We start from the raw sequence: 21,323 nt of genomic DNA on the forward strand, positions 1-21,323 counted from the left end.
TCAGGATGCTATCGACAATTCTTTTACAGGCACCGGTAGCCTCATCGGTGGAGGTGGCCACTGAGCAACTGTTCGCTACAATGCGGCCCCACTTCGGCGATTTCATCTCGCTGGGGCAGGCCGTGGGCGGGCTGGGTGCCGTTTGCTACGTCTTCTATCGAATCTGGAGCGACTGGTCTCGCGGACAACCGATTGATGTTTTTCCACTGCTGCGGCCTATTGCGCTGGCCCTGGCCCTCATTGCTTACCCCTTTCTCGTCGATGGGCTGACCGGCATTGGTAACGCACTGGATAGCGGCACCTCGACACTGGTGAACGACAGTCGGCAGGAGGTGAAGATTCTCAATGCTCAGAAAGATGCCCTGCTCAAGAAAAAGTGGGAACAGACCAATACTGAAATCATCACCGGCGAGGGTAGCGACTGGTGGTCGACGGCTCAGAAAGTGATTCCGGGGGTGGCCCTGGGTCGGCTGGCGGCCAATGCCATGCAGTACGGCATGAGCGTCTGGTTTGACGAAATGATCCGGTGGGTATCGGAGATGCTGTACACGGCTGCGGCAACTGGGCTCAAAGTGATTCAGACGTTCTTTCTGCTCATTCTCTTCATCGTGGGGCCACTGACGTTCGGGCTGGCCTGCTTCGACTGGTTCTATGGATCGCTGGCCACCTGGCTGGCGCGGGTCATCCACGTGATGCTGTGGATTCCGGTGGCCAACATTTTCGGCGGTATCATAGAGCAGGTACACATCACCATGCTCCGCATCGACATTGCCCAGTTGCAGAACACGGCTCCCGAAGCCACCGTCGGTACCGACTTCACGATGATTGTCTTTTATGTCATCGGTACCATCGGCTACCTGCTCGTGCCGAAAGTTACCGGCTGGATACTGGAATCGGCCGGGGTGGGCAGCGGGGCTTCGTCAGCCATTCAACCAATTGCCTCGGCAGGCAAAACAACGGTAAACGTCGGCAGTGCCGGGGCGGGTGCGCTGGCGGGTAGTGCGTCAGGACGGTTTCAACGGGCTATTCGCTAATTCAACTACGTTATGAACACTAATTTCAGATACCTGACCAATTTGGAAAGCTCCTTTCGGCTGGTGCGGCTGGTAGCCATCGGCGCGATTGTACTCTCGCTGGCCTTTGCTGCGGTCGTTGCCTTCTGGGCGTTGGACACGGTCGAGAAGAGCCGGGAGAAAATCTACGTGCTTGACAATGGTAAGTCGCTGACGCTGGCTCTCGCGCAGGATATGAACGTGAACCGGTCTGCCGAAGCAAAAGACCATGTCCGGGCGTTTCACCGGCTGTTTTTCAACCTCGACCCCGACGAAACGGCCATCGACACCCACATCCGCGAAGCGGCATACTACGGCGATGCATCGATCATGCGGCTCTACACGGACCTCAGGGAAAAAGGGTATTTCACCCAGCTTATTCAGGGCAACGTGATTCAGAAAGTGGAAGTTGATTCGATTGCGTTGACAGGAAACCAGTCGCCTTTTTCGGTACGTACCTACGCCCGGCAATTGTTGGTGCGGGCCAACACCATCACCACGCGCCGACTCATAACTGAGTGCAACCTGATCGACATCGACCGGTCCGACAACAATTCGCACGGCTTCATGATTGAGCGGCTGAAAGTACTGGAAAACGGTGATCTCGAAACCATCAACCGTGATTGACCTACGCCCGAACCCCAATCCACTACGCCAATTACTCAGGCGGCTGTGGTGGGTATCGGCCCGGTACCTGCTGCGGCAGGTACGTGGCTGGGAAAGGCATCCACTACAACTACGGCGACTGGCCCTCCTGACAGCGTTTGCCGGTGTGCTATGCCTACTGGCTCTGAGCGTCCTTTATGGCCGCCAGCATCTGTTTAAAAACACGCATTCCCAAAACTCGACAAATACTCTGTATGGCAACTCTGACACAAACCGGACAGCACAAGCGCGACGTCCGTGAACTCCTTGCCGATGGGCGGTTTCGGCTGGCCCTCGGCCTGTTGCTCCTGTCTATCTCCGCTTTTGTAGTTCACCAGGTGAAGAACCGCGAACCTGAACTACTTGAAGCCAATAACCTCAACACGACCGTACCCTCTGCCCTCGTCGATTCTACATCGAAATCGAAATTAGACCTGATGGCACAGGCGCACGAGTCGGTGCCGATGGCTCTGCCCGGTGCAGACAGTCAGGCATCGCTTACAGCTACCGGTGCAGGGATGCAGCCGCTCGGCGCTCCGACGGTCGGCGTTCCAACGGTTAGCCCCTCGTCACCGGCTGTGTCGCCTTCGATGGCGTTGCCTGGCATGACTGGTGCAGCAAGTGGGGGAGGGGTAGCTGCTGCGCCCGGCGCGTCCGTTCCGGGTTCGCTCGACCGGTATATGTACCGCCGAAACGTCCCCACCGATGAGGAGTTCAAAACGCTCAGCGACTACTACGAAACGCCTGCTGAATCGGCACCGAACCGGTCCTCAGCCCGTCCTCGTACTGTGGCACACAACGACGATGAGGATGATAATGATGATAAACCCCAGGCATCGCCCGCCGTGCAATACAAAAAAGCCCAGGACCTCAACCGGCTGAAATCCCTGCTCGAAGAATACAAGCGCGACAAGGACGCTAAGGCGGTGGCCCGTCAGGAAGCTGAATTAAAGCCCCAAAAGCTGGCGAAGTCGGATGTGGTGAGCGGTCTGGATGGCCTCGACCGGTCGCGGAACAGTTTCTATGGACTTTTCTCGCAGGAATCCCGTCAGGAGAGCGAAAGCCGCGATGAGGCCATTAATGGTACCTTCCGTGCTGTTATCAACCAGAATCAGACGGTTGTGAACGGGGGGCGCGTTCAACTGCGGCTGCTGGAAGACATGACGATTCAGGACGTGGTCATCCCTCGCGGAACACTGCTCTACGGCGTGGGCAACTTTGGCGCAGAGCGGGTAGGGGTGCAGATCACATCGGTGCAGCTTCAAAACCGCATTTACCCGATTCGGCTATCGGTGTATGACATGGATGGATTACCCGGCATCTACGTACCCAACGTGATTGCGGTGCAGGAAGGACGGCTGGCAACCGCGCAGGCCATTGGCGGGGTGAACATCAATACGCCAACCAGCGGCAGCAACATTGGTCAGGCAGCGGCTGCTTCAGCGGCTCAGGCAGGGGTACGTGGGGTGCAGAACCTATTCCAGCGCAAAGCCCGATTACAGAAAGCCGCCCTGAAGAGCAATTACTACGTATTGCTGCGATAGACAGTAACACTATAAAACTGTATTACTAATTTTTAGTAAAACTGAAATCATGAAAAAGATTGTCTGTTTCCTGCTGATTGGAAGCACATCACTGACGAGCGTTTACGCCCAAAAGAAAGCAATTCCCGCATCGTATAAACGCCGGGCTGTGTCCTCGACCTCTACGGCGCTGGCTACGTCGGCGAAAGGTCCGGTGAACGTACCCGCTTCGCTCGGCTCTGACACAGCCCCAGCAATGCCGGCAGCTCCGGCGAATACGGCGGCTACTCCAACGGCCCTGTTACCGGAAATGGCCGCGCCGACTGCGCAGGTTATTCGGTCGTACCCGGTTGAGCTGGCCTATAACAAAACGGTGAGCATCATTTTTCCGGCTCCGGTGCGCTCCGTTGATCTGGGGAGCCGCGACATCATCGCCGATAAAGCCGCCGACGTCGAGAACGTTCTAAAAGTAAAGGCTAATCAAATCGGGTTCAACGAAACAAACTTCTCGGTCATCACGGCCGATGGAAAGTTCTACAGTTTCGTAGTCAGCTACAACGAAAGCCCGGCTGCCCTGGCCATGAATCTGGTGGGCGACCAGGTCAATCTGAAAGCTCGCACACAACCGCTCGGCGGAACGGAATCGCAGGCTGGTCAATCCAGACCGGGGCAATCCAGCCCGGGTTCCGTGCATTTCGCCAATGTAGCGGCCTCTCAGTCTGATCTGGCTCTGGCCAGCGACCGCGTGCTGCACAAAGCCCGCCGAATCCGGCGCATCGGTGATGATCGCAGTAAGATGGCCGTGAAGCTGAAAGGCGTTTTTGTGAAAGAAAACGTCCTGTATTACCGCGTGGCGTTCCGCAACCGCTCAAACCTCAACTACGACCTCGATTACGTCCGCTTCTTTATCGTTGATAAGACCGTTGCCAAAGAAGCCTCCCATCAGGAAATCGAGGTACGCCCGATCTACATCCATAACGGCCCCATTCGCACCGTGAAAGGCCATTCGCAGGTCGAGAAAGTTTACGCTTTCCAGCGGTTCACCATCCCCGCCGACAAGGTCTTGCAGGTCCAGACCGGCGAACACAACGGCGGGCGGCAACTGGCATTTTCGGTGAATAATCGGGTGATTATGAAGGCGAAGCCGTTGTAAAAATCTCTATTCGATGTTACTGCCGCTGATTTAATCAGCGGCTTTTTTTGTACTCCTAATATTCTTGCTTAGCCTCAGTGAGGTACTTTTTTACTCGCGGCTCGAGTTCATCAACATCCAGGTCATTGGGCAAAACGATGATCGTCCTATGACGAGCGCGGCTGGTTGCCACATTAAATCGGTTCGGGTTGAGCGAAAAATTAAGCCCATTGTTTGGGATGAGTAAGATACAAACATCTACCGTCAACCCCTGAATGCGGTCAATAGTCTCCACGGTTACCCGCTCTGAGTAGCCAAGATCAGCATAAATACGCTGTTGAAGCTCTTTGACCGTAACAACATAAAACGACAAAACGGCAATCGTAGCTTTCAGATTCAATCGGTGCAACTCCCCTGTCAGTTGAGTAACCTGGGCAATGGCATTCTGGGGAGCCTTTACACCTGCCGCCATGAGCAATTCAATGAGGTGAACGCTCTTTTCTGGAACCGGAAAGGCAGGCGGATAGTGAAGAGGTTTGAGTTGAGGTTGTACCGACTGCAAACGCCCGCCGTAGAACGCATTGGTCAGGTACGTGCTGTAAGGGGGTAGCCGGAACGTTTGCTGAAGAATAAATTTTGAAGTAGTAAGTTCACTGTCGGCCAGGGTGGACAGGCCGTTAAAGGCTTTTTTGAGTGAAGGATGCTCGATGTCGCCGTCGGTAGTGGCCCGAATAGGTTGTAACTGCATCTGGTCGCCAACGATAACGCATTGTTCGCCGAGATGCCGGGCTGCTCCAATCGTAGCCAGGAACGCCTGGCTGGCCTCCTCAACAATGACCAAATCAAATTGTGCGCCTGTTGCCAGCCGTGTTTTTTCGCTCAGTTTATAGTAACTGCATAGGAGCAATGTGCCTGGTAAATGTGCATAGTCGGCACCCTCTCTCAGTTTTGGTAGTCGCTTGGACTCATCGGTCGAAAGGCTGGTTTTATACACGCTTCCTAACTGTAAAAAATCAGTCAGACCATCCTTCTCAGCTAACTCCATCAGAGCGGTGTTAGTCAAGGCCGTGACCAGTACTTTTTTCCCCTGTCGTAAAAAGTCGGCACATAGATTAGCAATGAGGAACGATTTGCCCGTGCCCGGTGGCCCCTGAATAATTATATCCCGGTGAAGCGCTAACTGGGCCGACAGCAGTAGGGACGTGGTGCTATCGTTCGTCAGTGGTTCGGGGTTCCAGGTTTTGCCCGATACATCAATACTGACGGTATCCTGAAAGCGCGGGTACAGGTGAGCATCCTGGAGTAACGAAATCAGATTTTCGAGGTAGGCAGTTGGTGGTTCCTGGGGGCCAAGTATAAGGGCAGTACCAGGCGGCAAGTCAGCGAGGAAATTGGCGGTCGCTCCGCGAAAGCCGATGACAAGCCGGTCATTTTCCTCAAAGCGATACCAGACTGCCACCAACTCACAAAAACGCTGTGCTTTGGCCTGAATGGTACGGTATGTGGTGTGCTGCCATCTGGACGGGTCGTTGTGTTCTCTGGCAGCAACAATGGCTGTTATATGCTCATTGCGCCGGGGAAACGGACGTTTGCTGCTGAACCGAAGTATAACGTTTCCGCGCAACTCGTCAATGCCAGCCAGCATTGCCACGTATAACTTGCCAGCCGCCCGAAGGTTAATTGCCGACTCATTCAGAATCCTGGCGTGTTCGTCTTCCTGTAACTTATGCTCCCGAATGAGCAGTCGTTCGTGTTGTTTGATAGTTATTTGCATCAGTCGAGAATATCATCTTCGGCGGGGGTAACATCTACGGGGCCGGTATCACTCTGGGGTCGTCGTGTTCGGGGAGTGCTGTAATATTCGTCTGTGGGATCGTAGAACATAAACTGCCACGTTTGAGAATACTGTGTCTGTTCAGCAACGGCAGTCAGGTCTTCCAGTACAGGTGCAGCATTGTTATGCACCCGAAGTAGGGTACGGCTATACCGATCAAGCAGTTCTTGCTGGTCGCTCAATATTTCGACATGGTCGTTAATCACCAACGCCCAGCGCGTGTTTGGTTTCCCGAACTCAAGCCATCGGGCGGGCCAAACGTACAGCGTTCCCTTAACCACACTGCTGATAAAGAAGGTCAGGGTTTTTCCAGTCGCCCGCCCCCGCACGTTTGCTATCTGGTAGTCGTCTGATTCGGCATCCGAACAGTCATATTCTGGATGAGCATTAAGCCAGTTCAATAGTACATTTTTAGCTTCCTGGTTGCGTTGCTTCTGTTCTTCGGGGCTTAGGCCAACGGATATAGCTGCTTTTTTGGCGAGGGTGTCAATTGGGGTAACTGTCTGCTCCGATTCAGACTCATCTTCCTGTTCAGATGACCCTACCGGATTATCTCCAGGCTGAGAGATCCCAACCGACGTTTGAGATGTTGTAAGTTGAACGGGCTGATTTACAACAGGTGATTTGGGTCGCCATTCTTCAGGGACAGGTAGGTTGCGCTGGTCAAAAAGGTCAATTATTTTCTTCTCGGTACCAAACAGAAAATCATTAAACTGTTTCTGTGAAGTTTTTTCAAGGCTCAGTTTCCGATAAAGGAATTCGATGAGTTTTCCAGCACGTGGCTCATTCCAGGAGCCGAGATAGTATATTTCTGTTCCGTTTTCATAGAAATCTCTTTCTGTACTTTTCAGGTCGGCCACCTTTTTGCACACAAAGAGAATTTCATCAGTCTGATAGAAGGTGAAACTGTTTATGCGTTGGCGGTATTCCTGTTCAAGATTTTGCCAACGGGTGTTATCTTCAGCAAAGGCTATGAATTTCAAGCGTTTAATGATTTCATATCTCAACTTCCAGTCCTGATGCGGCTTTTCAGATGCAAACTCAAAATCGGCTTCTGTTAAGGTAGTAACGCCAAGTTTTTCGGCCAGTTTGACTAAATCTTTGTGGATAAGCTGTTTCCATTTACCAATACCCAATTTGAAGCCATCGATGATGACGTAGAGGTCCTTCACGGGTCGCCAATCGCCCAACTGGTTGGGCAAAGTGCCATTGGCCTTAAAATCGTCAAGGTCGGTCTTGTCGGCTTCTTCGAGAACTGGCGATGGCTTTTTTAGAATGTCAGCTACCTTATCCCAGATACCTGCTTCTTTGAGCGAATAAAGATCATGCACTTGGCTGATTCGGCGGAGGTAATAGCGTAACGGAACCGACTGCCGGATGCCCAGCCATTCTTCCAGTACCTTGTTTTCAACCTCAATGCTGCTCAAGTCAATGGCTGGGGTAAGTGCGGGGTCGTCAATCAGGTCTTTATGCTGGATTGAGTACAAGGCCGATGCCGTGACGTATTCACCTGCGAGGTTTGGAATAACTCTCGCTGTCTGAAGCGTAAAGGCTATATAGTTTTTAAATGTGTAATTATTGTACCTACAGCTATAGGTCACATTTGCGAGATGTTTGACCAAGGGCCATTTCGTACTCAATACTTTATCCCAAAAGTAGGCCGCTATCTGAGGGCTGGATAGGTAAGACTGATAGTTAATTAAACTCCAAGGGCTTATGCTGTGTTGAGACGCATAAAGTTTAGCATTGTCAGGTATGTAGTTATGTGTAGTATCCGCATACTTGCGATACTCATCCGGTAATTCATCCCGACCAACAGACCCTTTATAAATGAACCTTAAATCAGTCTGAACCCCAATAGTAATCAGGAAGTCTTTAAGTTCTAACTGATCCTCCTGTCTAACGATGTAGTCAGGCGTTACGAAAATCTTGGGTCTAACCTCCTGTGGCAAGAGTTGTTCCAGATCGAGGGCTGGTTTCAAAACGCTCGGCAGATGGCACCGGCTGACCGCCAACATTGTGCCTTCATCGGAGCTAACTAACAACCAGAGTTCTGCTAACTTTTTGAGATGAACTTCTGTCAGCTTTTCCTGCTGGTGCAGGATCAGTAATTCGCCAACCAGTGAAACGGTTGTTTCGGGCGTGTTATAGGTTGACTGATTCGCCAGTAGTTGATCTATCTTACGGCTGATAATGTCCTGCTCGGTGGGTACTATAGCTCCAAGTGCTTTGAAGAACTCAACCCATTTCGCCTTGCCGGACCCGGACGTAGCATATTCGTCAGAAATTTGGTTGGGCAGCTCTACTGATGGCAGTATCGAGTTAATCAGTGTATTCTCTTCATAGTAAGAACCAAGTAAAGCATCCCGCATAGGTACGAGATTACCCTCGGCTGTTTTGCATTTGAGGTGATTTATTAGCTCAGCAATGGCTGCTGAGTCAGCTTTAAGGTTGGTGTACTCGCTGATTATCAGCCCGGTAAAAGAAACGATTTTCTGGGCATCTGACAGGTTTTTAAGACTCGGTAGGACATGCTTCCTAACTGCATCAGAGGTATCGGTGTCAACGCCACAATCCCCAAACAACTTTCTCCAATTAACCCCCGTTTGGTCTTGATAAACGTCCGAGACGAAATGAATATCGGTTAAGGAATATTCCTTCACGAGCTGCTTGATGGCATCACTACCAGTGTAGCTTTCTGGCAAGTAGCAATCTTTCAGTGGTTTGGGTTGGCCTTCATTAGCTGTGAAAACGACAAGCGTGCTCAACTTTCGCTGAGTACTCTTCAGCTCATTGGCAGAGATAGTAGGTAGGCTGTCATTTATAGATTGCCATACGCTAATACTGCCTTGCTGAAGCTGTAGATATTCCTCTGATGCCTCGTCATCAAAAGCCGTGTACTTGCCGAAGTGGGCGTTTAGCTTAGAAATTTGGTCCAGAATTTCATCCTTTAGAAATGAGGCCGCAGAATATAAGTTGACGTTGAACCGTTGCCAGAATTTATCCCATTCTGGTTGTTGGTTGGGCGTTTCTGCAAACTCGGAGGAGAGGAGACAGAAATGACCTTTCGGAAACGCTTGGCTTTCTAACAGGCGGTTTAGTTTAGAATGATGAGCGTACAAACTCAGGTCATTCTGAAAGCTGATAATATGCTCTTCATCGTCTTGCTTACCCCATACTTTGAACCAGAATAGTTTGTCCTTACTAAGATGGTCGGTGGTGAGCTTATTGCGATGTTTGAACAGGTATCGATAAAAGCTGAGGTTGTTGGCTTTTTGGCCGAGTAGGTCATTAACAGCCTGCTTGTTCTGCAAAATGGCCTCCGCAATGAATTCAATGGGATTGTATGACTCAACAGGAACTTTGAACTGACTGGTTTGCTGGCGTACTTCCGGATGAAGGTAAGCCACTGGCATCCAGTCGAGCAGGGGCTGGTCATCGCCGAGGTCAAGCCAAAGGCCGTTGGCAGTCTGCAACTCATTGTGCTGGTTGAGGAAAATAGCCTGGTCTTTAAATCCAGCAAGCCAGCGTTTTTCGTGGAGGAGTTGGAGGAAATTGGCGTTGTTGGTGGGGTGTTTTAGCCAGTCCTGAAATGTGGATTCATCGGTTAGCGACAGTAACTCTTCCCTGCCAAATACCTGGCCTAACCCTGTGGTTGTGCAGAGTCTTTCGATAGGTCGAGTCTCGGCCTTATCACTGATTGGCTGTTTACTCTGTCCAGTGATTGAAGCAAAGTCATCCTGTAATAATTGGCTCAAACCCGCTTTATCAATCAGCGTATCATCGAGACATTGGAGTGTTCCTGATTGGTTGAGAATAAATGGAATTTCCCGGATGGCTTTATCAAACCCTTCCTGAAACGCCTGGCAAACTAAGGTGTCTTGAGCAGGAGGTTCTGGAATCAGCCGATAGGCAGACGCAACTCGCTCTGGATTCGTCTCAATAATATGCTTGATCCAGACAAATACGTTGTAGCCGATTTCTTTGAAGACCAGTTCGTTCCATTTATTGTCTGGCGGAATTTGCTCCCGGTTAGCAGTCATCACAAAGTCTGCATTAACCAGAAAAGGAAATCCATAGGTCTTATCCTCAGTGGGCAGATAAGTGAATAGAACTGTATCAGGTTCTGGAACAATATTCCCATCCTCCAACAGCCCTGCGAAGGTTAGGTTAAGGTAAGGATAATCAATTAGTTTTTTTGGTACGTTACCAATCGCAATTAATTCACTACTGTGATCGGAAAAATCAACCTGCGGTGTTTGGTAGATGATGTACGTTTTAGGATTTTGATTACCGAGCAGAGTAATCATGTCTCCGTCCACAGACCGTTCTACAAAAAGACGGTTTGCTCCTTCTCCTTCAGTATAAGAAATTCTGTTTATGTTTTTGAGAAACAGTAGAAAGCGCGGCTCCCCGAAAAACTTCAAGGCTTTGTTTTTGAAGTCTTTACTGTTCGTCTCACCAAACTCAAGGCAGAAAGAAACATTTTCTCTGAAAAAATCTTCGCGGGTTCTTACCTCACGTGGGAACAGGTATTTTTCTCGCCAGATAGGCTTAATCTGCCAGGGTACGTTGTCTGAACCAATGTAAGTTTGCTGTTCTGCTAAAAACTCTGATTCGGCTCTGGGGTACATCTTGCCAAAGTCTGAATAGACAGAGTACTCTTTGTCGAAGCAAAATGTATATCCACCTGATGAAATAAACACCCGTTTCGACTGGGTAAACACCGATTTGAAGCCAATACCCTTGTAGCCCGTTGCAGATGCAGTCTGTGACTTAGCACTGTCTCCTATACTACAAATTGACCTGACATCCCTTTCATCGAACGAGCGGCCGTTATGCTGAATCAAAATGTTTTCATCCAAAGCCGCAAAGTTTACCTGAACGGGGCGGTTGTCTACCGGGAAATCGTCAGCATTTTGTAGAATCTCAAATATGAACCGTTCGGTTCGGGTATATAACTCCAACTGGAAGTTTTTCAAGGATCTGGCTAAGTCCTTTGCGTCCTTAGGCGATGCTCCCGTTTGACGAAAAATCTTTTTTATAAACTCCTCTTTTTCCATCCTCTTTTGAACCAGATTTGATACTTTACCAAAAGGCTGAGGGGGAGCAAAAAGGGGGTTTCTTTTAATCTCTCTTTCATTTTGATTGATCTGGGCATTAAACTGATAATACTCGCCTTCAGCCAGTTTTGGGTTTGCAAATACGAAGGCGAAGGCTCTCCCTGTCTTTAAACCAATAGCCTCATTATTAGGCGGAAAAAACAATGCGTCTCCTGACATGGAGCGTAGGTCTGCAAACTTAGCCTTCTTACCATCAGGGTCTGCTACATAACGGCCTATAAATCGCAGTTCGGGTATTTGCCAGTATCGTTTAAGAAGTATTTCTAATGAGAATGCCTCTGTAGATGAGTTATTCATTGGGATCAAAATTTGACTGAAACATAAATATTATTAGACATCTTACAAAAACACCCCGTCAGCAGCCGCCGACGGGGTGTCGAGTAATCAATGATAATAAAGCTGGATACCAGCCCGGCGCAAAGGTACGCTTCTTTAGCCGCCCCACGATGAGGGTCTGAAACCCGTTTCCTGCCAGGAGCGGAGCAGTCGGTGGTACTTCCTTCGGCCACCGTCCATAAAAATGCTGTCGGCCAGCACCTCCACTACGTACAGGTTATGGGGTTTGTGTTTTTGAATGCCCAGCAGGATGAAGCGGTCGGCGCACTCTCCGGCTTGTCGGCAGCCGTCGAGGTAAAAGGCGGCTTGCCGGTCGTATTCGTAGCGGTAGCAATTTGATTCAAACTCGCGCTGACTACGGGCCGAGGTCGTTTTTACATCAACAATCAACCCTTCACCGGGCAGGCGAATATCTAAGCGCGCCTTACAGGGCAAGCCGGTCTGCTCGTCGTTCCAGAACTGTGGGGTTTCTATTTCAGCTTCGGGCAGGAGCCGGGCGAAGAACGCATCGGCCCGCACTACGTCCAGCATTCGCCGGGTCGCGGTGGCTCCTTTCCCGCTCGGTACGGTGTCGCTGTCGAGCAGCAGGTAGTCATGAAAGCGGGTGCCAAACTCCTGCGCCTGACTGGTGTTGCGCTGCGGCAGACCAAAAATGTGATTTTTCAGTTCGGTCAGGTCACTGTTGGCAATTCGGTTTAATTGTCGGTAATCCATAGATTTTGATTTTGGGCCACAGGGGAAGAAAGACCAGCAGGGTGGGTAGTGCCTGGAACGGCGGGGGTGCAGGGGGGAAGTACCCCCTGCCACCTTCCCTCGGCCATATTACGGCCAGTCGAAAGACACCACCATCAAAAACGGCTCTGTATATACGTCGCCAATAAACTTTACCTTCTGCCGGATTTCTTCGACCGTCGATGCTGGTGCAATGGTGTTGCCCTCGTCGTCGCAACCCGTTACGATAGCGATGCCGTGAATGCGCCCGTAATACCCGTCAAACTGGAAGGCGGGCGGCTGCGGCTCCACTAACAGGGCCTCGTCGTCCACCGTCAGCGCGTCGCCGTTCGGTTGCCGACAAACGATGTCGATGCACTGACAGCCGATGTGGTCGTAAACCGCTCTCAGGCTATTGTTTTTCAGTTCAATTTCTTCGACTACCCGGCGCGTCGGGTCAATGCTGATTACTTTGAAAGGCTTGCTCATTATCATTGATGAAATTAAAAAGTTTTGAAATGGATGGAGAGGGGGCCGGACGTTCAGCCGTTACGCTGCAACCTGTGGGGCGAAACGCCCGGCCATATTCCTGCTTAATTTGTCAGTAATGCCGGTTCTTCGTCGCCGTTGCCGTTGAACGGGTTAAAGAAGTTGTACGCCGTTTTCACGTCGGCCACGTCGGTAAGGGTCTCCTGCCGGAAAAACTTACGGCCCTCGGCGTATGCCTTTAACTCGCGGGTACGTTCGGGGTCGCCAAACTGATATTTGAAGCTGGCAATGTGGTAAATGCCCTTTGGCTGAATCTTGGTGTTTTCCTTCTTCTCAGCGGTAGCCGTTATCACCACGTCGGCAAGCGTCATGTCGTCGTAGTAAAGCGGCTCAATCAGCCGGAAAATATTGTCCACAGAATACCCGTGAAAGAGTACCGCCGAAACGCAATCCTGCGCGTCGATGAAGAAAATTTCCGCCCAGTTTTTCGTACCCATTTTCAGGATATTATCCGTGAAGATGCGCCACGCAAGGGGCTGAAACGTGAGCGTTTGACCGATTTTATCCACGCCGTTTATATTAAACTGGCCCTCTTTGGCATCAAACCGGTATTGCTTGGGGTGGCCCTCCAAATACTTATACTTGGGGACTACTTCACCCGTCAGGGGGTGTACTCTCTCCCAAATTTTGAGGGAGGGAGCGGCTACTAATTCCGTTGAAACGTCGGGGTTCTGGATGGCTTCCATGTGTTCGGTTGTGTTGTTGTTTACTGTTGCTGAGGGGGTTACTTTGCCGTTTGCTTTCATGGCGTTGAGGGGTTAAAAAGTTGGTTAGTGGCCCGGTGGTTGCCCATCCGGGCCGTTAGTTGATTAGTTGTATTCGGGTTCAAATTCTTCGGCTTCACAAAGCGCGGCTTCTTCGATGGCTTGCTGGTCGTCGGCACTAAAGGCACTTAGCGGTATCAGGTGGTTTCCTAATCTCACCGCCTTTATATCGACCTCGGCGGGGTCTCCGGGATACCAGTAATCGGCAGGTGTTCCGGGCGTATGGCTGAATTCAACTTCGAGTTCGATTTCAAGCGTTACTGTCGTCGTCATGGTCAGTAGATTTCGGTGAAAAATTCCTCGACGGATGGCATATACAAGGCTTGAATCGTGCTATTGAGCGTTCCCCGTTCCTCGAAACTGTGATAGTTGGGGCGGCTCTCCGATAGGCTGACCATTTCGCGGTTTACGTCCGTCGTCGGCTGCTCGGTTTGTGGTTGGTTGGTCGTTTTCATGTGCTTTTCTGTATCATTGATTACTCTGTAAAGATAATACACAGCACTAATAAATACAATGCACTATAATTATTTTTGCACCCTTATTTTAACAACTCCGGTCTTTGTTTCCCTTAGGCCCTAATAGCAACCGGATGGCTTTTTCTCTGAATACAAATAGCTGATTTTCAGCAACTAATACCACTAAGCAACGAGAAACCAGACAGCACGGGTGAGGTACGAACCTGTGCTTTTTAGGCCCGAACACGGATCGAAACTGACGTAGGAAGTGCCGATTAGTGTCCGGGCCAGCGACAGGCTGCAATTGCTATACTCAAACAAATAGCTACCTTTGCAACTTGTGCATAATAATTAAAAATACACAGTAATATGGAAGAGCAGGCGGCAACTGAAAACAAGGGACCTGGGCGTCCGAAATCTAAGATCAGGCGCGAAGAGAAAGCCAATCCCAACGAGTACAAGACGATGCTGATTGAGCCCTACATGCATCGCGACCTGAAGAAGGTGTCGGCCCTGCTGGGCAAGAATATGCGGGAATTTCTGGAAGAAGTTTTCTACGCCAACGAAGAGGTGGCGAAGACCCTGGAGAAAATAAAAAAACTGGAAGAAGCCTGATCAAAACTCCTGACTCAACAGACTTATGAAACGTACCCGATTTAGTGCCGACTACACCTACACAGTCGAGGGCAGCGTAATTGCCATCGTCGATCTTGATTTAGGAAATCGGAGCGTGACGAACGACATGGAGCTTGTTCTGAATGAAATTCGCGCAGAACTCGGCGACCTGGCTGGTTACTCGGTGATCTATCGGGACAGTATGGGTCGTTGGGATGGTGTCCGGCTGGTCAACGGTGTAGTCTGTTTCTATGGTCTCGGCGAAGCCGACAAGGAAAGTGCTCTGAATCGGCTGTTGCACCTTGTCGAGTCCTAACCACCCCCGTCAACCGGTCAACATTTGGAGAAACCATAACAAAAGTATAACATAGCGGCTTATTGTATATTTTAGTTATACACTAAGCCTATGATACCCTGTAGCGAACAGTTATTGCCGGGCGAGTTGGTGAAGGCAAAGCGCACAACTCGGTATTTGATTCCTTTCTTTAGTTCCAGAGTGCAGGCCGGTTTTCCTTCGCCGGCCACCGACTACATTGAGCGGGTTTGTGACCTGAACGATCTGTGCATCACCAATCCCGAAGCTACTTACTTTGTGCGAGCTGCGGGGGATTCAATGATTGGCGACCGCATCGAACCGGGCGACATTCTCATTGTCGATAGCTCCTTCGATCACGTTGATGGTCGCATTGCCGTGGTCAGTCTTAACGGTGATAATCTGGTCAAGCGCGTGCGGCTGGCGGGGGAAATGATTGTGCTGCTCTCATCGAACGACGAGTACGATCCCATCTACGTCCACAAAGGCGAAAACTTTCGGGTATTTGGCGTGGTCACGTGGGTTATTCAAAAACCGCGCTGACGACCATGCTGGGGCTTCTCGACGTGAACAATATGTATGTTTCCTGTGAACGGAGCTTCGACCACTCCCTCGAAGGGAAAGCCGTTGTGGTGCTCTCCAACAACGACGGCTGCGTCATTGCCCGCTCCAACGAAGCCAAGGCCCTCGGCATCAAAATGGGTACGCCTTTTTTTCAACTGGAGGAGCTACGACAACAGCACAACGTTCAGGTACGTAGCAGTAACTACACCCTCTACGGGGATATGTCGGCCCGCATCATGGCCACCATCGGCCGCTTCGTTGAGGAGGTTGAGGTCTATTCCATCGACGAGGCTTTTCTAAATCTAAACGATTACGAAACTATCTACCCGGACTTATCTCTGTTTGCCCGGCAACTCAGACAAACCATTGCCCAGTGGCAGCGCATCCCGGTGAGCATTGGCTTGGCACCGACGAAATCACTCTGCAAGGTGGCCAACTATTTCGCCAAACGGGTAGGAGAGTATGAGGGCGTATTGCTCCTCGACTCAGCCATCCTGATTGACCAGGTACTTCAGGAATTCGACGTTACCGAATTGTGGGGGATTGGCAGCCGGTACGCTACCCTGCTCCGGCGAAACGGCATTCGCACGGCCGCGCAGTTTCGCGACCTGCCCGACGACTGGATCAGCCAGCACCTGACCGTTAATGGCCTTCGGCTCGCCTATGAACTCCGCGGTACGCCCTGCAAACTTCTGGAAGTGGAGACACCGGCGAAAAAAGCCATCTGCTCGGCTCCGAGTTTCGGGCACCTCGTGCCCGAGTATGATACAATTGTTCAGGGATTGACAACGCACCTGGCCCGCGCGACTCAGAAGCTTCGCCGACAACACTCCGCTGCCGGCACCCTGACGGTATTTCTGCACACGAATCGGTTCCGGCGTTCGCCAAACGGAGAACTGGCCAAACAGTATTACGGGAGTCGCACTGTACAGTTGCCACATCCGACGTCGAGCAACGCCGAACTGGTTCCCTACGCCCTAACCGCTCTGAAGTCTATCTATCAGTTCGGTTATCAGTATCAGAAGGCGGGTATCATACTTTCTAATCTGGTGCCTGACACACACCGTCAGGCATCCTTTTTTTGCGACACACCCGACGAACGGCATATCAAACTGCATCAGGTAGTGGATCGGCTCAACCACCGTCACGGCCGCGACAAGGTTCGACTTGCCGTGCAGGGGTATGATGCGACCTGGCATCACAAGCAGCAGTGGGTATCACCCTGCTATACAACCCGCTGGAAAGACATTCTGGTTGTCAAATGAATGCTACGATTCAACATAAATTATCGCTTACTTTGAATGTAGTGGCAAATCCTTTTCTAAACCACATACTCTGACACAACCAATGGAAGTAACAACGGATCAATTACCTGGTCTACTGCAAAAGATGGTTGAGGATATTAAGGACCCCAACTGCTTCTACTGGATTTAATTCGGGCTATTTTGATATACAACCGCCAACGGAACGTACCCTGACTCGCTGGCGTAACATCCCTCTTTTCATCAATTATGATGCGCTCTGGAATGCTGAATTTGTGCAGGATGGTATGCTCTTTGATGTCATTCTGAAGAATCAACTGCCTGCCGAAAAGGAACGTATTAAGTTGGAATACGACCAAATCAGGCTGGTCAAACGCACCAATACGAGCGAACTTCGGCGAAGTGAAACCGACCCTAATGTGTTTTACCAGAGCGAAGAAGACAGTATCATCTATCGAAACCCGAAAGGTAGAGGTTTATTTAGCGATACCGACGAGGTTGAAGAAAACGATGTGTGACAATGCGCCATCCCATCGAGAAATACAATCAGATACAGGCCGAGCAATTGGCCAACTTTGCTCCAGAAGAGCGCGAGTTCTGGGCACGTCAGTTTCGGATCGGCAACGCTGCCTACTGTTACCAGCATCAATTCAACGACGTAGCTGGCCTGACGAATCATGAAACCGCCAACGTACCGGAAGATCTGGTTGAATGGCTCGAACAACACTTAGCGAGTAAACAGGAAAATAGGTCAGCCAACGAATTGTTGCATATTTACTTCGAGGAGTACCTGGACGGCCTACCGAACGAACAGGTTCGGGAAGGCGAACGTACCAGAGGACTCGAAGCGGCTAAACGAAGCTGGCCGTTCCGTCGCTACGTACTGGAGCGCAACGATTTCGGGATGGATGAATTTATGCGGCTCAACCTGAGTGAATCGGATTACGCTTTCTACAAGTGGTCGAGCGAACCGCTTTGAGCCTTCATCGAAGTTGAGCCAATAGAGCTGTCTCAAAAATACCTTGCTTTTTCCCCTTCCATTCGTAACTTGTATCAAAAAAAGGAATGGCTTGGCTATTGTACGGCCAATTGGCCGACGGGGAGTTGCTGCACATCAGCGAAGCGGCACGGGACGATGCCTGCGGCTGCTTTTGTCCACATTGCGGGACACCGTTGGCCGCCAAGAAGGGCAAAGTCAAGGTGCACCATTTCGCGCATCTGGGTCAAACCTGCGCCTACGTATCGGTTTATGATTTCCTCCACATCGAACACTACGTCGATACGACGCTGAGCCTGACCGAATGGGCCAGATGGAAGGAAAACGATATGACGCAGACCGGTATTCGGTTACAGGCTGAACAGGTGCAACATCAGGAGGAAATGACCAAACTGCGGGCCGACATCGACCAGGCTCGTGAGAGGCTTTTTGAAATTAGCCAGCCCCATCCGAATCGAAAACAGCGAAGCAAAGTCCGGCAGACCAACTTTGAGGTGTTGACGCAGTGGGATGCCTACGTCGCCGATCACAACGCCGAACTACCCGACCTCGAACGAGTGCGCGATCTGGAAAGCGTCGAGTATAAAGAACTGTACTACATTTCGGAGGGTCGATGGAATGGCCGCTATGCCAAAGGGTTGGAAGCCTGGCCAAACCAACTTTGGCACGAGGAAAATAAGAAACTCAATTGGATACCCCACTGGTTGTCGCGGGGTGGATTGGCATTACTCAACGACTACGGGCCCTTGCGTCGAAAACTGGCAACGGCGCAACTTCACTTGGAAGCCTTCCAGGCCGAGAGAGAGCGATTCGAGCGATTCCATCTGTACTTCCTACTGATCGAGTTCGAGAGCCGCCCTCCGCTCTTCAAAATCGGCATCACCAGCCGCACGAACTTAGCCGAGCGAATGGCTGAGATTCGGCAGGACCTGCACACGTACCACGTGACGAACGTGGGCATTCTGACTGAGCTAACGGGCCACGCCTATTTAGAAAGCTATTTCAAACATAAATACGCCCAGCAGCAAACCAAGTTAGGCAAGTTGACCGAGTACTTTTCGTTCGACGACGATCAGCTAACCATCATCCTGGATCAACTGGCTTCGCTGGCCCCTTCACCCACAAAAAAGGGTGCCAGCCGTGGCGAGTCGATCAAAACAGGCATGGCACAGGCCCGGCAGCAGGGCGTTCACGTGGGTCGCCCACAAGGGCTTGAAGCCAATGAGCGGTTCTTACAAAAGCCGAAGTCGCAACAGGTAGCTGCCCTCATCGCCGGGCACCCTGACTGGTCGTTGCGTGAGATTGCGCGGCAAAGTGGCGTTGCGATCAACACCGTGTGTAAAGTAGCCAAACTGTTGGGCGCATCGTCGGAGCAGCTACCGGCAGAAGAGATGTTGGAGCAGGTTGACCGGAACGAACCTGCGTTAGCGATTCCGAGCTTACCCCGGACTGTTGGGTACACCGACGAAACGGATGAGCGACGGGCAAAAGTGATCGAAGAATTAAGAGCCGCCGACGACTACATGGTCATTACGGTCATGAAACGGGACGATTTAGGCCGACAACCGATAGGCATGCGTATGTCACGGATGAATAAAGTTGGGCCTGCCCTGGCCAGCCTCATCAATCAGGATCACGACTTTTGTGAAGCGTTGGGCGAGATGATCGAAGAAGCCCGCCGAAGAAGGCTCGGGCTTCCGCCACGTCAGCTATTTCCATAGAAACCTGTTAAACAATGCGTCAAAGGGGATATCGTGCTTACATAATCACTCGGTTTTTTCAGGACGAGACACAGGAAATCGGCCTAATAAAACTTCCCTGGCTGGCTAATGCACAGGGCTTGTTGCTTCACTTGCATCATGAAGGCACTGGGCGACAGGCCCGTGTAAAACTGAAAGTCTCGAATTAAGTGGGGTTGATCGTGGTAACCGTAGTTGAGAACCAAGTCAGACCAGTCGGGTGGGGCCGCAGGGTTTTCCAGCAGGTGAGCGACTACTTTCTTGAACCGCACAAATCGCATCATCGCCTTGGCCGAATAACCTAACTGCTGCTGAAAGCGAAGTTGCACGGTGCGGGGTGAAATGGTATGGGCCTGAGCCACCGCCTTGACCGGATCGACAAGGGTGTGGCGAAAATGCGAAACTGTATCCAGTCCTGATTTGGGTTACGGACCATCGCCCGGAAGGCGATGCCGCGCTGGGCAAGCAGTTTGCTTAATTCGCTGCCGATGTTGCCCGTCGCACCGGTGACAAGGATAGTTGGGGTGGGCTGATTGGCTGAAACTACGGTCGTATTCATGTGTTTACGAGTTGTTGACTGGTTCATTTACAAAGCAAAGGTAGGGGTATCCCGTCGGTCAGAATTGTACGAAAACGAAAGCCAGCCAGCCTCCTGCTCAGTTGCGTAGTATTTCGAGGGAGAAACCGCGGAGGATCGTACGTATCAAGAGTAGATGAACAAGGCTGGATAACTTAAACGACGTGATATCGTAAGTGTCAGCTTAGCTACCCGTTACAGCTCCATGCGACCGCATTATCATAAAGTACCCGCCAATACGCAGGACGCGTTCACGGCCCGGCACGATGCCACGCGGACTCTGAGTTCGATCTGGCACTACCACCCTCAATTAGAATTACACTGTGTGGTTCGGGGGGAGGGAGTGCGATTTATCGGGGATCACATCGCCAACTTTTCGCCGGGGGAGATCATTTTACTGGGCGAGAACCTGCCGCACAACTGGCAATGCAGTGAACGCTATTTTCAGAGCGACCCCAACGCTCATTTTGAGGCCCTTGTCATCCATTTTCTGCCAGCTTGGCTGGGGGAGGGTTTTTTACACTTATCGGAGGCTGTTCCAATCGCCAAACTCTACGAACAGGCCAAACGGGGGCTGTTGATTCGGGGCGAATTAGCCGAGCGAATCCGGCCTCTGATGCACAACACCGTCGGAGCGGCCCCCCTAAATCGGGTGGCCCTGTTGCTCACCATGCTGACCCAACTGGCTCAATCCGACTCGATGGAAACCCTTTCTTCAGCCTATGCCTTCCACCAGTCGAACGAACTGGAAACCGTTCGGCTGAATACGGTCTGTGAATTTACACTGGCTAATTATACCCGCGACATTACGTTGGAAGAGATCGCAGGCATTGCAAACCTGAGCGTCACGTCGTTTTGCCGGTATTTCAAACTAATGACGCGCAAAACATACAGTCAGTTTCTGGTTGAAGTTCGCATCAGTTACGCCTGTCGCGCTTTGATCGACAATCGGCAGTCGATCGAGGTAATCTGTTATAATACTGGATTCAATAACCTGTCTAATTTTTATCGGCAGTTCAAAAAAGTGCAGGGTATTTCGCCGTTGGCGTATAAAAGAAAGTATTTGAAAACTTGTTAAGCCAGTTGAATGATAAGATAATTCAGTACAATGTTGGCCCGGTAAAAGGCAATT

Annotated in this window: 22 protein-coding genes; 13 read left to right on the top strand and 9 right to left on the bottom strand. The window is 50.9% G+C overall.

Translation table 11 applies throughout. The annotated features are described in order from the left end of the window. The first annotated feature begins 5 nt into the window (after positions 1 to 5). The 5 genes from F5984_RS23915 (at position 6) to traN (ending at position 4,373) form a co-directional block, all read left to right on the top strand. Positions 6 to 1,034, top strand: a complete 1,029-nt coding sequence (locus F5984_RS23915) for a hypothetical protein (RefSeq protein WP_152126749.1) — start codon at positions 6 to 8, stop codon at positions 1,032 to 1,034. Between the two features lie 12 nt (positions 1,035 to 1,046). Next, the gene (traK, locus tag F5984_RS23920; protein WP_152126750.1) at positions 1,047 to 1,679 is read left to right on the top strand and encodes a conjugative transposon protein TraK; all 633 of its coding nucleotides are present in this window, start codon (positions 1,047 to 1,049) and stop codon (positions 1,677 to 1,679) included. Continuing rightward, complete coding sequence (locus tag F5984_RS26945) at positions 1,676 to 1,810, top strand: hypothetical protein (RefSeq protein ID WP_262884518.1); 135 nt, start codon at positions 1,676 to 1,678, stop codon at positions 1,808 to 1,810. The genes traK and F5984_RS26945 overlap by 4 nt, the downstream gene beginning before the upstream one ends. A 102-nt stretch (positions 1,811 to 1,912) precedes the next feature. Then, positions 1,913 to 3,241 (top strand): conjugative transposon protein TraM, encoded by a 1,329-nt coding sequence (gene traM, locus F5984_RS23925; protein WP_185155631.1) that lies wholly within the window; start codon positions 1,913 to 1,915, stop codon positions 3,239 to 3,241. 49 nt (positions 3,242 to 3,290) lie between these two features. Next, entirely contained in the window at positions 3,291 to 4,373 is a 1,083-nt protein-coding gene (traN, locus tag F5984_RS23930; RefSeq protein ID WP_152126752.1) for a conjugative transposon protein TraN, read from the top strand. 55 nt (positions 4,374 to 4,428) lie between these two features. Here traN and F5984_RS23935 read toward each other — a convergent pair whose 3' ends face one another. From F5984_RS23935 to F5984_RS23965, 7 genes are all read right to left on the bottom strand, one after another. Continuing rightward, positions 4,429 to 6,126, bottom strand: a complete 1,698-nt coding sequence (locus F5984_RS23935; protein WP_152126753.1) for an AAA domain-containing protein — start codon at positions 6,124 to 6,126, stop codon at positions 4,429 to 4,431. Further along, the gene (locus tag F5984_RS23940; protein ID WP_152126754.1) at positions 6,126 to 11,606 is read right to left on the bottom strand and encodes a sacsin N-terminal ATP-binding-like domain-containing protein; all 5,481 of its coding nucleotides are present in this window, start codon (positions 11,604 to 11,606) and stop codon (positions 6,126 to 6,128) included. The genes F5984_RS23935 and F5984_RS23940 overlap by 1 nt, the downstream gene beginning before the upstream one ends. Before the next feature lie 135 nt (positions 11,607 to 11,741). Then, on the bottom strand, positions 11,742 to 12,359 hold the full coding sequence (locus F5984_RS23945) for a PD-(D/E)XK nuclease-like domain-containing protein (RefSeq protein WP_152126755.1): 618 nt from the start codon (positions 12,357 to 12,359) through the stop codon (positions 11,742 to 11,744). 108 nt (positions 12,360 to 12,467) lie between these two features. Continuing rightward, positions 12,468 to 12,845, bottom strand: coding sequence for a DUF3846 domain-containing protein (locus tag F5984_RS23950; RefSeq protein WP_152126756.1), 378 nt, complete (start codon positions 12,843 to 12,845; stop codon positions 12,468 to 12,470). Positions 12,846 to 12,949: 104 nt separating this feature from the next. Further along, positions 12,950 to 13,651 carry a hypothetical protein gene (locus F5984_RS23955; RefSeq protein ID WP_394367451.1) on the bottom strand — a complete coding sequence of 234 codons (702 nt, stop codon included), beginning with the start codon at positions 13,649 to 13,651 and terminating at the stop codon, positions 12,950 to 12,952. 63 nt (positions 13,652 to 13,714) lie between these two features. Beyond that, complete coding sequence (locus F5984_RS23960; RefSeq protein ID WP_152126757.1) at positions 13,715 to 13,942, bottom strand: hypothetical protein; 228 nt, start codon at positions 13,940 to 13,942, stop codon at positions 13,715 to 13,717. Between the two features lie 2 nt (positions 13,943 to 13,944). After that, positions 13,945 to 14,124 carry a hypothetical protein gene (locus F5984_RS23965; RefSeq protein WP_152126758.1) on the bottom strand — a complete coding sequence of 60 codons (180 nt, stop codon included), beginning with the start codon at positions 14,122 to 14,124 and terminating at the stop codon, positions 13,945 to 13,947. A 369-nt stretch (positions 14,125 to 14,493) separates the two neighbouring features. On the opposite strand from F5984_RS23965, the gene F5984_RS23970 reads away from it, so the two are divergent. From F5984_RS23970 to F5984_RS24000, 7 genes are all read left to right on the top strand, one after another. After that, positions 14,494 to 14,739 carry a hypothetical protein gene (locus tag F5984_RS23970; RefSeq protein WP_152126759.1) on the top strand — a complete coding sequence of 82 codons (246 nt, stop codon included), beginning with the start codon at positions 14,494 to 14,496 and terminating at the stop codon, positions 14,737 to 14,739. A 25-nt stretch (positions 14,740 to 14,764) separates the two neighbouring features. After that, positions 14,765 to 15,055, top strand: coding sequence for a hypothetical protein (locus F5984_RS23975; RefSeq protein ID WP_152126760.1), 291 nt, complete (start codon positions 14,765 to 14,767; stop codon positions 15,053 to 15,055). 90 nt (positions 15,056 to 15,145) lie between these two features. Further along, complete coding sequence (locus F5984_RS23980; RefSeq protein ID WP_152126761.1) at positions 15,146 to 15,595, top strand: LexA family protein; 450 nt, start codon at positions 15,146 to 15,148, stop codon at positions 15,593 to 15,595. Between the two features lie 5 nt (positions 15,596 to 15,600). Then, positions 15,601 to 16,881, top strand: coding sequence for a Y-family DNA polymerase (locus F5984_RS23985; protein WP_152126762.1), 1,281 nt, complete (start codon positions 15,601 to 15,603; stop codon positions 16,879 to 16,881). A gap of 284 nt (positions 16,882 to 17,165) precedes the next feature. Further along, complete coding sequence (locus tag F5984_RS26635; protein WP_185155632.1) at positions 17,166 to 17,396, top strand: hypothetical protein; 231 nt, start codon at positions 17,166 to 17,168, stop codon at positions 17,394 to 17,396. 2 nt (positions 17,397 to 17,398) lie between these two features. Next, positions 17,399 to 17,857: a hypothetical protein gene (locus tag F5984_RS23995; RefSeq protein WP_152126763.1), complete on the top strand. Its 459-nt coding sequence runs from the start codon at positions 17,399 to 17,401 to the stop codon at positions 17,855 to 17,857. An 86-nt stretch (positions 17,858 to 17,943) separates the two neighbouring features. Next, on the top strand, positions 17,944 to 19,596 hold the full coding sequence (locus tag F5984_RS24000) for a competence protein CoiA family protein (protein ID WP_152126764.1): 1,653 nt from the start codon (positions 17,944 to 17,946) through the stop codon (positions 19,594 to 19,596). Between the two features lie 83 nt (positions 19,597 to 19,679). On the opposite strand, the gene F5984_RS24005 is transcribed toward F5984_RS24000, so the two are convergent. Beyond that, the gene (locus F5984_RS24005; RefSeq protein WP_262884519.1) at positions 19,680 to 19,976 is read right to left on the bottom strand and encodes a helix-turn-helix domain-containing protein; all 297 of its coding nucleotides are present in this window, start codon (positions 19,974 to 19,976) and stop codon (positions 19,680 to 19,682) included. Continuing rightward, complete coding sequence (locus F5984_RS26950) at positions 19,916 to 20,200, bottom strand: NmrA family NAD(P)-binding protein (RefSeq protein WP_317163139.1); 285 nt, start codon at positions 20,198 to 20,200, stop codon at positions 19,916 to 19,918. The genes F5984_RS24005 and F5984_RS26950 overlap by 61 nt, the downstream gene beginning before the upstream one ends. A 196-nt stretch (positions 20,201 to 20,396) precedes the next feature. On the opposite strand from F5984_RS26950, the gene F5984_RS24015 reads away from it, so the two are divergent. Beyond that, positions 20,397 to 21,269 carry an AraC family transcriptional regulator gene (locus tag F5984_RS24015; RefSeq protein ID WP_152126767.1) on the top strand — a complete coding sequence of 291 codons (873 nt, stop codon included), beginning with the start codon at positions 20,397 to 20,399 and terminating at the stop codon, positions 21,267 to 21,269. Positions 21,270 to 21,323: the final 54 nt, after the last annotated feature.

The sequence above is a fragment of the Rudanella paleaurantiibacter genome, assembly GCF_009184635.1.
In the GTDB taxonomy this organism is placed as follows: Bacteria; Bacteroidota; Bacteroidia; order Cytophagales; family Spirosomataceae; genus Rudanella; species Rudanella paleaurantiibacter.